The organism is Treponema sp. R6D11 (genome assembly GCF_054786075.1).
The window spans coordinates 1-12,864 of record NZ_BDHD01000006.1 but is presented as its reverse complement, the minus strand read 5'-3'; the positions used below and the strand labels follow the sequence as shown (position 1 = coordinate 12,864).

At 37.7% G+C, this 12,864-nt stretch carries 14 protein-coding genes and 1 tRNA gene; 7 read left to right on the top strand and 8 right to left on the bottom strand.

Going from position 1 to position 12,864, the window contains the following annotated elements; translation table 11 throughout:
- Window positions 1–54 precede the first annotated feature (54 nt).
- Window positions 55–1,911 carry a hypothetical protein gene (locus tag ACYVTD_RS01630; RefSeq protein WP_461246034.1) on the bottom strand — a complete coding sequence of 619 codons (1,857 nt, stop codon included), beginning with the start codon at window positions 1,909–1,911 and terminating at the stop codon, window positions 55–57.
- A 221-nt stretch (window positions 1,912–2,132) separates the two neighbouring features.
- Between ACYVTD_RS01630 and wbaP the strand changes: the two genes are divergently transcribed.
- The 3 genes from wbaP (at window position 2,133) to ACYVTD_RS01615 (ending at window position 4,509) form a co-directional block, all read left to right on the top strand.
- Entirely contained in the window at window positions 2,133–3,587 is a 1,455-nt protein-coding gene (gene wbaP / locus ACYVTD_RS01625) for an undecaprenyl-phosphate galactose phosphotransferase WbaP (protein ID WP_461246033.1), read from the top strand.
- A complete protein-coding gene (locus ACYVTD_RS01620) occupies window positions 3,588–4,376 on the top strand; it encodes a DUF6675 family protein (protein WP_461246032.1) in 789 nt (262 codons plus the stop codon). It begins immediately after the preceding gene.
- A 51-nt stretch (window positions 4,377–4,427) separates the two neighbouring features.
- Window positions 4,428–4,509 (top strand) — tRNA-Tyr (locus ACYVTD_RS01615).
- 37 nt (window positions 4,510–4,546) lie between these two features.
- Here the strand turns inward: ACYVTD_RS01615 and ACYVTD_RS01610 are convergent.
- From ACYVTD_RS01610 to nrdR, 7 genes are all read right to left on the bottom strand, one after another.
- Window positions 4,547–4,903, bottom strand: coding sequence for a helix-turn-helix domain-containing protein (locus ACYVTD_RS01610; protein ID WP_461246031.1), 357 nt, complete (start codon window positions 4,901–4,903; stop codon window positions 4,547–4,549).
- Window positions 4,900–5,682, bottom strand: a complete 783-nt coding sequence (locus ACYVTD_RS01605; RefSeq protein WP_461246030.1) for a hypothetical protein — start codon at window positions 5,680–5,682, stop codon at window positions 4,900–4,902. The genes ACYVTD_RS01610 and ACYVTD_RS01605 overlap by 4 nt, the downstream gene beginning before the upstream one ends.
- Before the next feature lie 25 nt (window positions 5,683–5,707).
- The gene (locus ACYVTD_RS01600; protein WP_461246029.1) at window positions 5,708–5,971 is read right to left on the bottom strand and encodes a hypothetical protein; all 264 of its coding nucleotides are present in this window, start codon (window positions 5,969–5,971) and stop codon (window positions 5,708–5,710) included.
- A 138-nt stretch (window positions 5,972–6,109) separates the two neighbouring features.
- Entirely contained in the window at window positions 6,110–6,523 is a 414-nt protein-coding gene (locus tag ACYVTD_RS01595; RefSeq protein WP_461246028.1) for a hypothetical protein, read from the bottom strand.
- 91 nt (window positions 6,524–6,614) lie between these two features.
- On the bottom strand, window positions 6,615–6,803 hold the full coding sequence (locus ACYVTD_RS01590) for a hypothetical protein (protein ID WP_461246027.1): 189 nt from the start codon (window positions 6,801–6,803) through the stop codon (window positions 6,615–6,617).
- A gap of 583 nt (window positions 6,804–7,386) precedes the next feature.
- Complete coding sequence (locus ACYVTD_RS01585; RefSeq protein WP_461246026.1) at window positions 7,387–8,523, bottom strand: glycosyltransferase family 4 protein; 1,137 nt, start codon at window positions 8,521–8,523, stop codon at window positions 7,387–7,389.
- Between the two features lie 176 nt (window positions 8,524–8,699).
- A complete protein-coding gene (nrdR, locus tag ACYVTD_RS01580; RefSeq protein ID WP_461246025.1) occupies window positions 8,700–9,158 on the bottom strand; it encodes a transcriptional regulator NrdR in 459 nt (152 codons plus the stop codon).
- A gap of 206 nt (window positions 9,159–9,364) precedes the next feature.
- On the opposite strand from nrdR, the gene ACYVTD_RS01575 reads away from it, so the two are divergent.
- From ACYVTD_RS01575 to ACYVTD_RS01560, 4 genes are all read left to right on the top strand, one after another.
- Entirely contained in the window at window positions 9,365–10,063 is a 699-nt protein-coding gene (locus ACYVTD_RS01575) for a uracil-DNA glycosylase (protein ID WP_461246024.1), read from the top strand.
- Window positions 10,064–10,078: 15 nt separating this feature from the next.
- Window positions 10,079–12,076 (top strand): replication restart helicase PriA, encoded by a 1,998-nt coding sequence (priA, locus tag ACYVTD_RS01570; RefSeq protein WP_461246023.1) that lies wholly within the window; start codon window positions 10,079–10,081, stop codon window positions 12,074–12,076.
- 10 nt (window positions 12,077–12,086) lie between these two features.
- The gene (locus tag ACYVTD_RS01565; RefSeq protein WP_461246022.1) at window positions 12,087–12,644 is read left to right on the top strand and encodes an epoxyqueuosine reductase QueH; all 558 of its coding nucleotides are present in this window, start codon (window positions 12,087–12,089) and stop codon (window positions 12,642–12,644) included.
- A gap of 33 nt (window positions 12,645–12,677) precedes the next feature.
- Window positions 12,678–12,864 (top strand): type II toxin-antitoxin system prevent-host-death family antitoxin (locus ACYVTD_RS01560; protein WP_461246021.1); only part of this gene is annotated, 187 nt, incomplete at its 3' end.

The window sequence follows — 12,864 nt, the reverse complement described above, 5'->3', positions numbered from 1 at the left end:
TTTAATAACGGATACTAACTTAAATATTATCGTATTTTTCTTGTTTTTGTAATACTAAAATTTAGGAAAAAGTTGAATTCCTACAAATCCTATAAAAGTCAAAGTATGCGGATATTGCGGCGTATTTATGATACGGATATCGCCGTTTGATCCCAATTCCGAATCAGAATCCGTAAAGAAAGAATACACCCCGCCAATTTCGCCAATCAATTTTACAGGCAATTTCTTTCCGGTAAATGAGTATTCCCCGCCTAATTTGAATATATGCATCCATTGATACGCGCCATCATGCAAGAAATATTTCTTCATCGAACTTCTGTCCATTTCCTTTAATTCCGACCAAAGAGAACTTCCGTCCACCGCCCTGTCTCCGTAATTAGCGCCGTGGCGAATCATTTGGTATTGCAGACTTACAAGACTTCGCGGAACAGGAACAGACTGAATGCGGATCAGAATTTCATCGGAGTTGGGCGGTAGATAATGACCTAATGACTTTCCAAAATTGACATAATTGATTTCCATTAAATTGTTTTCGTACCAAGGAGTTTCCAAACGTCCATGAGTATAATTATAAGGTTCAATCTTTGTATAACTCAATGTTAATGATGCAAATGGCAACCACGGTATATAAAATAAACCGCCAAGTTGAACAGCATACATTGTTCTGTCCATTTCTCTAAGACCGCTCTCTATACTTATTTCGTCGACAAACGCGGAAAGCCAGGCTTTTCCAAGTCCCGCAGGATACTGCCCTTCCATATTTAAAAATAATCCCAAGTTGTCATAATCGCCTATGTTATTCTGGTACAAATAATTTTCGGCAAACGGATAAAGATACCCTAACTCAAAACGCTTGGGCCAAACAGCGCTACTTCCAAAACTTACTTTAAAATATTTTTTATAGCTAATCTCCAGCATAACTATAGAAAAAGCGTTTTGAAATGTTGCCGAAGCATCTTTTAATAACGCTCTATTATCGGAACCAATAGCGTTATTGTATTCCAGTACGCCTGTCAACGAAGAAAACGAAATCCATTCAAAAGGTACAATTACCGTCTCAAAAGCCAAAAAAGGCTGCGCTGATTGATTCAGAACAAGACTGCCGTTAGATATAGGTCCCGCCCATTCCCTGTCCAAACGTGAAAAACGATACATAAAATGCCCGTTTAAAAATTCCCCCGATAATTCTGACAGCATAGAATAACCTACTGAAAGCTCATCGGGCCATGATAACATTGACCTATTGCTAATGTTTTTGATGGAATAGACAAAACTATCCCACTTCTTTTTATATGTATATGGAAAATGCGCCAAAGGTTCGCTACGGACGGGAAATTTTAAATAATGAGTTTCATCGTCAGCCGGATCATATGGGGTGGTTTCATATTGTCCAAGTATGGCTCTTGGAGACTTTCCTATAAATCCATTTATTGTAAGCCCATAAGACGTATTTTTTCCAAGATCTCCTAAAAATGAAATACTCGGAATTATACTAAAATCTTTGTATAAATCACCCGATGCGGGATGCGCCGCATCTTTAAAAAGAGGATCATCTGTAGGCGTATAATTATAACCTGACGCGAAAGAATAATAACTCGCGCCAAAGTTAAAATCCATGCCAACGCCAAATTCACTTGAAAAATAAATATCGTGCCATATATGTTCCGAGGAAATTGTTCCACGCGTTAAATTAAGCCCTTTTCTTTCGGGAGTAAAATCTTTACGAAATTGTTCCAGTATATTGCGTTCTTTTTCTTTAAGACGGGCAAATTCATGAATGGAGTCGCTTGTAAGGATTTCTTCTATAACACGAAGAATCATCGCCTTTGAATAAGGTTTTGTTGACGGAAGATAACCGCACAATCCTCGTATTTGCGCCTGTTCAATTACTGTATATATAGGATTTTCCAAGGGGACGGCTATATGGGATTGAGCCGTAAGGGAAAAATTTGTTATAAAAATTAAGCAACAGACAAATACGCATCTTCTGAACACAATCAACCTCATTAATTATCTATATTATATCGAAGAAATAAATAATATCAATAAGGTAATAAAATATTCATGATTTTTTAATAATATGTGGTAGTTTATATTGAAATACTCGCTATTTTACGCTATATTGTATGTAAATGACCCTTACTGACTTTGATGAATGGTATAAAACAAGATACCGTCGCACCAGTTCCGCGCTCACCGCAACAGCTTTTATTTTTTCCGATCTTATAGCTGTTATGCTGTCATTCGCATGGGGTTTTTTTTGGGTAAGAATATACGGATTTATCATAGGGTACGGCGTTATAAACGCAAAATCATTTATTACTTATTGGCCCTATCTTCCCGCCTTTATTGTAATTTTTCAGCTTCACAGATTGTATCCAGGCGTCTCCCTTGCCCCTTCCGAAGAAATGAGGAGATTCTTTATCGGCTCTCTTATAGCTTACGGCGGCATAACTATGTCCCGTTTTATAGAAAATGACCATTGGGACGCGGTTAATTCAGCGTTCCTGATAAGCGGAGTATTTTCTACAATAATTCTTTTAACAGTCAGAAGTATAACACACTGGTTTTTGCATAAAACAAAACTTGGAGGTATACCGGCGGTAATTTATGGTTCAGGAGAAACAGGAAAACTTGTCGCCGATTGTCTTTTAGGTAGTATAAGAACAGGCTATGTGCCTGTGCTTATCTTGGACGATAACCCGCTTGGAGACGATGACTATAAGGGCATACCGATAATTCATGAAATTTCCGCTGGTCCTGAAATTGTAAAAAGGTACAATATAAAAATGGCAATTGTCGCTATGCCTTCTCTTGACCCCGTAAAATTAAAACATCTTCAAAACACATCGGTTAGATACTTCCGTTATAATGTACTTATTCCCAATTTTTATAACTTATCAAGCATTTGGATGTCTGTACGCGATTTCAGCGGTGTTCTTGGCATAGATACAAGCAATAAACTTAACATGACATTTAATTTACTTGTTAAGAGATTCATGGATCTTGCCATAGTTATCTTTGGAGGCTTTTTAGTCTTACCGCTTCTTCTTTTTATCGCGTTATTAATCAAAATAGACTCGCCCGGTAAAGTTCTTTATAAACAAAAAAGACTTGGCGTAAACGGGAAACATTTTTATACATATAAATTTCGCACGATGGTGGCAGATGCCGAGCAAAAATTAAAAAAACTTTTAGAAACTGACCCTGAATTTAAAAAAGAATGGCAGGAAAATTATAAATTGCAAAAAGACCCAAGAATAACAAAAATAGGTAAATTTTTACGCCGTACAAGTATTGATGAATTTCCCCAGCTTATAAATATTTTAAAAGGTGAAATGTCCCTTGTAGGTCCTCGTCCTATTATAGACGATGAAATTGAAAAATACGGCGAAGATTATACAAGAGTTTTTTCTGTTAAACCGGGGCTAACAGGTTTATGGCAGGTTTCAGGAAGATCCGATTCCAACTATCTTGACAGAGTCGCTTATGACATATATTATCAACAAAGCTGGTCTGTATGGCTTGACTTATGGATTATTTTTAAAACATTTGGTGTAGTTATTATTGGTAAGGGCGCATATTAAATGAAAAAACTATTAAGTTTGTGTATGTTTTTTGTTCTTGCAAATAGTATTTTTGCGCAAATTCGTAATTTTAATGATGTTTTTCCAAACCTTAATCAGGATATAAAAAAATCCGCATTCAGCGACTCCGGTTATGTGAAATCAAGCCATAAAGAAAACGGTTTTATCATAATGGGTAATGAAAGAAACTCAAAGTTAGATTCTCAAATTGTCAATAATGTGTTAAAAAAGAATCCCGGTTATCTTGTTGAGTCAATTTTAGTTATACGCGTAAATCCCGACTCTGTAAACCTTCTTGACGTATACAACGCATTAGGGAATATACGCGACCTCAGCGGAAGGCTATACAATTCTTATACCAGAAACAAATCTGTTCCTCTTTTTGAGGAAGCGACCAGAATAACAAGCGATAAGCAAACCTCCGCAATTCCCGATCCCGCGCCTTCAAAAACGCTGCCCAAAACAGAGACTGTTTATATTAAGCTTAAAGACGCTAATTTTGGCAACACTTATTACCGCGCGGATATAGCGCTTGTTCAAAACGGCTTACGCTATACCCTGACCAATTTTCGCAATATAAGCTATTTATTTGTGCCTGTAATGAAGGAAGATAAATTCATAGCCCAACTTTATTTTGAACCGATACAGGAAGGCATACTAATATACAGCATTGCCGGCGCTGAAATATCCGATTTTGTAGCCTCAAAGATAGATATAGATTCCGCTATTACCAAACGGCTTAACGTAATTATTTCATGGGCTGCGGACGGAATCAGAAAAAAGAAATAACCCTCTTGCCAAGATTCTTTTTTTTTTGTATAAGTATATAAGAGTATTACTGGGGAGTTTCCAGAGTGGTCAAATGGGGCAGACTGTAAATCTGTTGGCTAAGCCTTCGAAGGTTCAAATCCTCCACTCCCCAAAAAAACAAATATTGTAACACTTAATGGGCTGTAAATTCATATATTATCTTTTGTCAGAGCTTCAATATTGGCAAAAATACCAGATAAATCTCTGTCATCTAATTGCATCAGCCCTTTAACAATTGGGGAAATTTTATCAGGTACTTGTATTGCCAAGGGGTCATTTTTTATAATTTTCTGCACATATTTTATACCTTCTTCTCCTGCTACAACCCATTCAACAGTAACACCTAGTATTTGACAAACTTTATATAGATCATTTACCTTAGGTTCTGTCGCATCAGCCCCTACCCATTTATCTATTGTTCTTTTCTTAACTCCGGATTTTGCGGCGATTTCTTTTACGATCAGTCCTGAGTTATTAATGGCTGTTTTAAGATTATTCCTAATCATATATATTTATCTGAATAATATTTTATAATTAAGTCAATTGTTTGATTAGCCACAAATGTAATTGGTAGAAATTCTTCTTTAGCCGTTTTATTTATTATTTCATTTAATAAATCCTGCGCTTCTTCATTCTTATGTTCTTTAAATAAATTGAAAAATATATTTCTTTTTTCATGGGAAAAATACTTATCTAACATTTGCCGCGATAAGAGAAAATTCCTAAATAATTCAGCATAATCAAGAGGCATTTTTTCTATTCCTATTCTAAAATGCGCATCATTTACTTGTTCATAACTGTAAGAATCATCTATCAGGTTTCCTTCAGTTAAAAATTTATGTAATTTAAAAATATTTTCATTTGGAGTTGCATTTGATGTCTGTGAAAGCCGTTCTATCAATATTTGATGAAAGTTATTTTCTGAAGAACTGATACTGGCATAAAAAAGAGCAAGGAAATGAATAAATTCATGAACTATTATAATATTTTTCAATTCTTTCGTTTCCCTTGCATCTTCAAACAAGCCTTCATCAAGAATTATGTAAAATTGTAAAATCCCATGTTTTTCATTGTATTTTAACACTTGAGTTACTTTACCATTATATAAATTAGCTTTTAATAATGTTATTACCCAATTGCTAACATTATTTAAATTCTTTAAATTAGAAAAAGACGATAAAAAAATAGGGGAACTTTGATTCTTTTGTAATTCATTTAATACAGGGCTAAAATTGTCAATGATATATTCAAGATCATTAGTAATCTTAGTCAATTCATCAATCATGTAAATGTTCTCCTATTATAATCACTTATAATAAATTATAAGCATAATATTCATTTAAAATATTACCTGCTTGTTGTATAGCAAAATTTTCAAGTATCCATTCTTCTTGCGCTATACTTTTTGTAATATCTATATATAATTTGTAAGCCTCGCCGTATTCTTCTTTCTTCCAAAAGTCACAAAAATCTTTTTTTGCCTGGTCTGAAAAATACTCATCAAATAACTGATGTGAAAGCATTAAATTTCTGTAAATGTCTGTATAATTAAGAGGTGTATCATCTTTTCCCAATCTAAAATGTTCATCTCTTGTATGTTTTGAGTTATTAAAATCATCTGTAGGTCTTAACTTATCTAGAAATTTATATAATTCCAGAGTTTCCTTTTCATTCCAAAAATCAATTTTTGCTGAAAGCTTATTTTCTAATTTTTATAAAAATTCTTTAGGAGTATTTTTGATTCTCGCATAGATGTAAGAAATAAAATGTATAAATTCATGAATGACTATCATCATTCTGGTTTCATGGATAACTTTGGCTGCTTCATTTCTAATATAATAGATTTCATCAATAACTATATAACATCTCATTTTTGAATCATTATATTTGTCACCATATGATTTAAGCATAAATAATGCCGTATTATCTTTATCAAGTAGATTAGCTTTTAGAAGCACTATATCCCATTGTTTAATACTATCTATTCCTCTAAGTTCTGGTGAAAATGATAAACAAACAGGTATTTTTGTATTATCATTTTCTTTTATTTGTAATTGTTTCAAAATAGGAAGAAAGCAGTCAATAGCAGAATCAAGATCATCGACAAATTTATGATTTATTCCCATACTATAACAACATCCTTTTAAAAATGTAAAACTTGTGAAACAACTAATCTGGTTTTTTCACAAATTATTATAGCAATAAACAAAATATATTTTACTGGTTTGTATCACGATTATTAAGCCCTCTTTCTTCCTGTTCTTCTTTTTTAATATTTTGTTCCTCGTATTGACGTATTGCGTCCAATGCGGCAAAAGTAGATTCTAGGCTTCCTACGCCATAATCTTCGATAGCTATAATTCCCAAATTTTCTATTTCTTTCTTAAGATCTCTTCCTTCAAACATCGTTTTCTCCCTTCCTTCATATTAATTATTATAATGTAGGGTAAACTACCCTATAAATCATACCTATATTAAACTTTAACTTATTACTACATAAAACGGCAAAATTAATTACTATCATTAACAATATTCCCTTATTATAATTATGAACTTCGACAGAAGTTACAAATGAGACACCTACAATAGTTAAGGAAATATAATTTGGGCAGGAAATTTTTCTCTTTAAGAAACTATTATTATACATTACTTACACCCATCCAATCATAGATTTCCCAAATCTATTTATAGACATTAAGTGTAAGTCTATAATTTCCCATATAAATTCTTTAAGATGTAAAAAACCATAAAAATGTGACGACACACTCTCCCCCTTCATATATAAGGGGGAGAAAAATGACATCACATCTGCTGATTTATTATATATCCATATGCCAGAGAAAATAAACATTATTGACACAATTTAATAAAAATTTAAATTTTCTATAAGAAATACTTTTTTACCCTTTTTTGGGTATTATTTACAATAAAATACCCTTTTTTTAGCATAATATGCCATAGCCAATATTGTAAATGGCGTAAGCCTTGTTTACTGCCCCGCCGTTTCATAAATTATTTGCAAAGTTCTGTCTACGCATTTGTCCCAAGAGAAGAACTGCGCCCGTTCCAAACCAAGTCGGCGGCATTCATTGTAAATGTTGCGGTCTGTGCTGACTGTAACCATTCTGTCCGCCATGTCCTCGATACTCAAGGGGTCAAAATAAAGAGCGGCGTGTTCCGTTGTTTCAGGAAGGGAAGCAGCGCGGGCGCATATTACTGGTACGCCGCAAGCCATCGCCTCTACAGCGCCCATGCCAAAACCTTCGTACATTGACGGAACAACGACAAAATCGGCTCCGGCGTAGAGTTCCGGCAGACTTTTTGCGGGGAAATGACCTGTAAAGAAAATATCACTGCGCCAAGGCGACGCAGCGGCGGCTTCCTTCACAACTGATGCATTGTTGCTGTCTCCTCCGGCTAAAACAAGCCGGTGCGGATATTTTGTTTTTTCTTTAAAAATATTAAAAGCGTTTATAAGGCGGACATGATTTTTAATAGGGTGATCTATTCTTGACACGCAAAGAACGTAGGGGCGTTTAAAGCTGAACGGCTGAATTAACAGTACACTTTCTTCGTTTCTCTGACGCGGGTAAAAGGCTTCATGATCAATTCCGTTTGGGACTACTTCTATTCTGTTTTCTTTTACATTTGCGCGTTCTACCAGTTCCTGTTTTACAAATTCGCTTACAGCGATAATTCTGTCTAATCTGCGCAAAGAATTGGGCAGTATCATTCTTAAAAACGCGCCAAGGTGAACCCTGATTTTTCTATTGCCGTAATAAGCCGCCATATCATGAACAACGCCTATTGTCGGACACGGCGATTTATACGGCAGATAACGATGGGCCGCGGCAAAAAAACAGGCGTCAAATTTACGATGTAAAGCAAATTCGGGGTATCTGTAAACATGCCAAAGGGAATTAGCCGTTTTTCCGTGAACAGAGCATTGTGGAATAAACTCAAAATTAGGGGCTACTTCAGTGTATGTATAGCGGTCATATTCCCAACCGAAAAGCTCAAAAAGGGCTTGTGAAGAAGGTTTTATGCGTTTTAAGAATTGAGTTAAATACATACCCACTCCGGACTTACCGCCGTCACAGGCAAATGTATCCAGCCCTATTTTCATTCAATCCCTCCCATAGCCATACATTCAAAAAACTTTGTATATCATAACATAAATAATAAAAGGTGTCATAAAAAAAGACCGCGTAAAAGCTGCCTTCACGCGGTCTTAAGCGCATTCCCCTCCCGAAAAAGGGTCTGCCTGTCTTTCATTGCCCCCCTAAAGACAGGCAGTAAACCTCAAGGTTCACCAACTTGCTTTATTTCTTCTAAAAACTCTTCCAAATTATTAAACGACTTATAAACCGACGCAAAACGTATATAGGCTACTTTGTCCAATTCGCCAAGCCTTTTTAAAACCAATTCCCCAATAACGGAACTGGAAATTTCACGGCTTCCCTTGCTTAAAATCGCCGATTCGTCCTCTATTTCATTTACAAGATTCTCAATCTGCATCTGGGAAAACGGTCTTTTTTCAAGCGCCCGCACTACTCCCTTTTCCAGTTTTTCACGATCAAAAGGCTCTCTTCTTTGGTCTTTTTTGACCACCATAAATTGCCTTTCGTCGATCTTTTCGTAACTTGTAAACCTGTAACCGCAACTGTTACATTCCCTGCGTCTGCGCACAGCGTCCCCATTTGCCAATGTCCGCGATTCAATTACCTTGTCTTCAATAGTCCCGCAATGGGGGCAACGCATATAGTGTCTCCTACTACAACTATTACGCTATATATAGTACCGCATATATAGCGTACTTGTCAATAGAATGGTACTACATTTTGTGTATTTTTTTGGAAAAAATAAATATTTGAGTATAATTATAATATTTTGTAGTTAGTTACTATTGCGTTTTTTTAAAGCTCTTGTTTTTATAGTTATGAATTATTAATATTGATAATCAAACTATGACCAAAATTGACAAGCAAAAAATAGCCAATTTCCTTGATATTGCCTCAGATCATCTGGCTTCAGGATACCAAACCGAAGCCAAAGAGTACCAATTTGACGATGATGAGCCAAAAGGACAGATTGACGGCGGCGGCACTTTTGAGAATATCGAGGAAATAGCGGAAAAAATTCTAGTTTGCAGAAATTGCCAGCTTTGGGAAAAAAGAACCAACGCTGTCCCAGGGGAGGGTGTTTTACAGCCGCTTGTAATGGTAATCGGCGAGGCTCCCGGCGAAGATGAAGATCGGCACGGTCGCCCTTTTGTCGGCAGAGCAGGTCAACTTTTGGACAAGATGTTGGACTCTATCGGTCTTTCGCGCAAGACAAATTGTTTTATCGCCAATGTAGTAAAATGCCGACCGCCTTTTAACCGAGACCCCTACCCCGAAGAAACATCAGCATGCGCGAATTTTCTTGAACATCAAATAACTTTATTAAAACCCAAATTCATTCTTGTCGTGGGAAGAATCGCCGCGCAGTCGCTATTAAAAACAACCGAATCAATAGGAAAAATACGTGGAAAGTTTACGGAATTGGAAGTTGGGGAGATGAAGATTCCACTCATCGCCACATACCACCCAGCCGCGCTTTTGCGTAACGAAGAATATAAACGTCCTGCGTGGGAAGACTTAAAACTCCTTCATTCAAAATTTTAATTGACGGAGTAAAGATTGGTTATCTATTTCGATTTAGTTTTTGACATTCCTTCCGAGCTAAGTTTCACCTATCTTATTGACGATAAAAACGAGGCGGCTATCGGAAAACGGGCGATGGTTCCATTCGGGAAAAGAGACGTTCTAGGCTACATCATAGGACAGCGTGATATGTTGCCGGAAGGGATAAAATACGAAGCCGTAAAAAAAATCCGCCGTGTGGTGGATAGCGACCCTTTATTTGGCGAGAGAGAAATAGAAATCGCCAAATGGATGGCTGGCTTTTACATTTGCGGAACAGGGCAGGCGATTTCTTCGATGATTCCGTCTGGCATAAGGGAAAAAGTCCCTACCCTGCCCTCCGGCGATGAGGAAATAATTCCTACGCTTTCAATATCCGATGAACAGGCGGCGGCTTTAAGCGCCATAACTTCTCCCATAGAAAACACAAATACCAATTCCAATTTGCCGCCGATGTTCTACCTTTACGGTGTTACAGGTTCAGGCAAAACGGAAGTCTTTCTTAGAGCGGCACAATTTATGTTAAACGAAGGAAAATCGGTTATCTATCTTGTGCCTGAAATATCGCTAACCCACCAAACAGCCCAGATGATTGGAAACCGTTTCGGCTCGCTGTCCGCCACCTTACATTCGGGAATGACTCCCTCCGCTCGTCTTTCAGAATGGATCAGAATAAAAAACGGAAAAGCGCCGATTGTTGTAGGACCCAGAAGCGCAGTCTTCGCTCCAGTGCCTAATCTTGGGCTTATCATCATTGATGAAGAACATGACGGCTCATATAAATCGGGTAACACGCCAAGATACCACGCAAGGCAAATCGCACTCCACCGCTGTTCAAAAGAAGGCGCTCGTCTTGTTATGGGGTCGGCTACTCCTTCGGCGGAAGCGTGGAAACTTATGCAAGAAGGCGGCATTAAAAGGCTTGACCTGTCACGCCGTCTTTCAGGCGGAGGAATGCCTGAGATAAAAGCCGTAAGCCTTGCCAAAACCGAAGGCTGTCTTACAAAGGAATTAAAAAATGAAATTTTATTAACCGTTCAAATGGGAAGGCAGACTATCCTTTTCTTAAACCGCAGAGGCTTCGCTCATTTTTACAAATGCCCTGAATGCGGTTGGGACCTTGTCTGTAAGCGTTGTTCAGTATCGCTTACATGGCATAAAAAACGTAACCGCTGTATTTGCCACTACTGCGGTTACAGCGAACCGCCGCCAACAGTCTGCCCCAACTGCGGCTGTGTGGAAGCAGGCTACAGAGGTTTCGGCACTGAAATGATCGAGGAAGAAGTACGCCGCACTTTCCCCAACTTACGCCTTCGCCGTGTTGACGCTGACACAGCCTCAAAAAAAAGCGGCGGCGGCGGTCTTGAAGAAACGCTTAAATTATTCAAAAAAGGAGAAATCGACATTTTGCTTGGTACGCAAATGGTCGCTAAAGGATTGAATTTTCCCGGAGTGCGGCTTGTCGGCGTAGTCTTTGCCGACACAGGACTGCACATGCCAGACTTTCGAGCGGCGGAGAGAACCTTTTCTCTTATTGTTCAGGTAGCCGGACGAGCCGGCAGATATTTCCCCGACAGCAAAGTAATTGTGCAGACGCTTCGCACTGACGACCCTGTAATTACAAAATCGTGCATATTGGACGTGACGGGCTTTTTTAACGCCGAATTAAAACACCGCCGTTCACTCGGCTTTCCGCCCTACTCAAGACTTATTCGTTTTACTGTCCGCTCCAAAGAAGAAATAAAAGCAAACTCGGCTATTAACAGGCTTGCAAGTATCGCCGAAAAATTACTTCCAAAAGACGCCGATATGCTGGGTCCTGCCGAATGTCCCATCGGCATTATAAACAACAATTACAGACGGCAATTAATTCTTCGCAGTCCTTCCATTGGAGCGATTCACTCCATGGCACGTGAGCTTGTTTCCCTTTATGAAAAAGTAAAGGAAAGCAAAGTCTACTTAGAAATTGATGTTGATCCTTTGAGTATGTTATAATTATTTAGATATGAAACTTCTTCTCCACTGCTGTTGCGCTCCCTGTTCAGTCTCCTTTGTCGCCAGTCTTAGAGCCGAAAAAACAGAGCCGCACTTGTTCTGGTACAACCCGAATATCCACCCCTATACGGAATATAGCTCCCGAAGCGACTGCCTTAAAGATTTCGCCAAAAGCGAAAATTTGGCTCTTACCTCAATTGATGAATACGGATTAAGGGAATTTCTAAAAGTAGTTTATTCACAGGCGGATAGTAATTCAATTTCCAAGCCTGATCGGTGCAAAAAATGTTACCGTATGCGTCTTGAAAAAACTGCGTCCTTCGCAAAACAGGAAGGATTTTCCGCCTTTAGCTCAACTCTGTTAATAAGCCCGTATCAGGATCATGAGGAGATAAAGCAAGTCTGCGAAGAAACGGCGGAAAAATACGGAGTAGATTTTTTATACAGGGATTTCCGTCCGCTTTTCCGTGAAGGGCAAACAAAAGCCCGAACCTCAGGATTTTATATGCAGAAGTACTGCGGGTGTTTGTTTAGCGAGGAGGAGAGGTATTTGGAAAAGAGGGCTTGAAATAATATCAAAATATTGATATTATTTAGTTATATGCCGGTAATAAGAAAAAGTGCTGATTTAAGAAACTCATATTCTGAAATTTCTGAATTTTGCCATAAATTCAGAGAACCTGTATTTATTACCAAAAATGGAGAAGGTGATCTTGCCGTAATGAGTATTGAGACTTATGAATCAATTACAGGAAAACAACGGCTATACAATTTATTAGAAAAAGCGG

Excerpts from the sequence above, each read along its gene's own strand:
- wbaP (WP_461246033.1), top strand. The coding sequence starts at position 2,133 with ATGACCCTTACTGACTTTGATGAATGGTATAAAACAAGATACCGTCGC.
- ACYVTD_RS01565 (WP_461246022.1), top strand. The coding sequence starts at position 12,087 with ATGAAACTTCTTCTCCACTGCTGTTGCGCTCCCTGTTCAGTCTCCTTT.
- nrdR (WP_461246025.1), bottom strand. The coding sequence starts at position 9,158 with ATGCGTTGCCCCCATTGCGGGACTATTGAAGACAAGGTAATTGAATCG.
- ACYVTD_RS01590 (WP_461246027.1), bottom strand. The coding sequence starts at position 6,803 with ATGTTTGAAGGAAGAGATCTTAAGAAAGAAATAGAAAATTTGGGAATT.
- ACYVTD_RS01595 (WP_461246028.1), bottom strand. The coding sequence starts at position 6,523 with ATGGGAATAAATCATAAATTTGTCGATGATCTTGATTCTGCTATTGAC.
- ACYVTD_RS01585 (WP_461246026.1), bottom strand. The coding sequence starts at position 8,523 with ATGAAAATAGGGCTGGATACATTTGCCTGTGACGGCGGTAAGTCCGGA.
- ACYVTD_RS01620 (WP_461246032.1), top strand. The coding sequence starts at position 3,588 with ATGAAAAAACTATTAAGTTTGTGTATGTTTTTTGTTCTTGCAAATAGT.
- ACYVTD_RS01610 (WP_461246031.1), bottom strand. The coding sequence starts at position 4,903 with ATGATTAGGAATAATCTTAAAACAGCCATTAATAACTCAGGACTGATC.
- ACYVTD_RS01575 (WP_461246024.1), top strand. The coding sequence starts at position 9,365 with ATGACCAAAATTGACAAGCAAAAAATAGCCAATTTCCTTGATATTGCC.
- ACYVTD_RS01605 (WP_461246030.1), bottom strand. The coding sequence starts at position 5,682 with ATGATTGATGAATTGACTAAGATTACTAATGATCTTGAATATATCATT.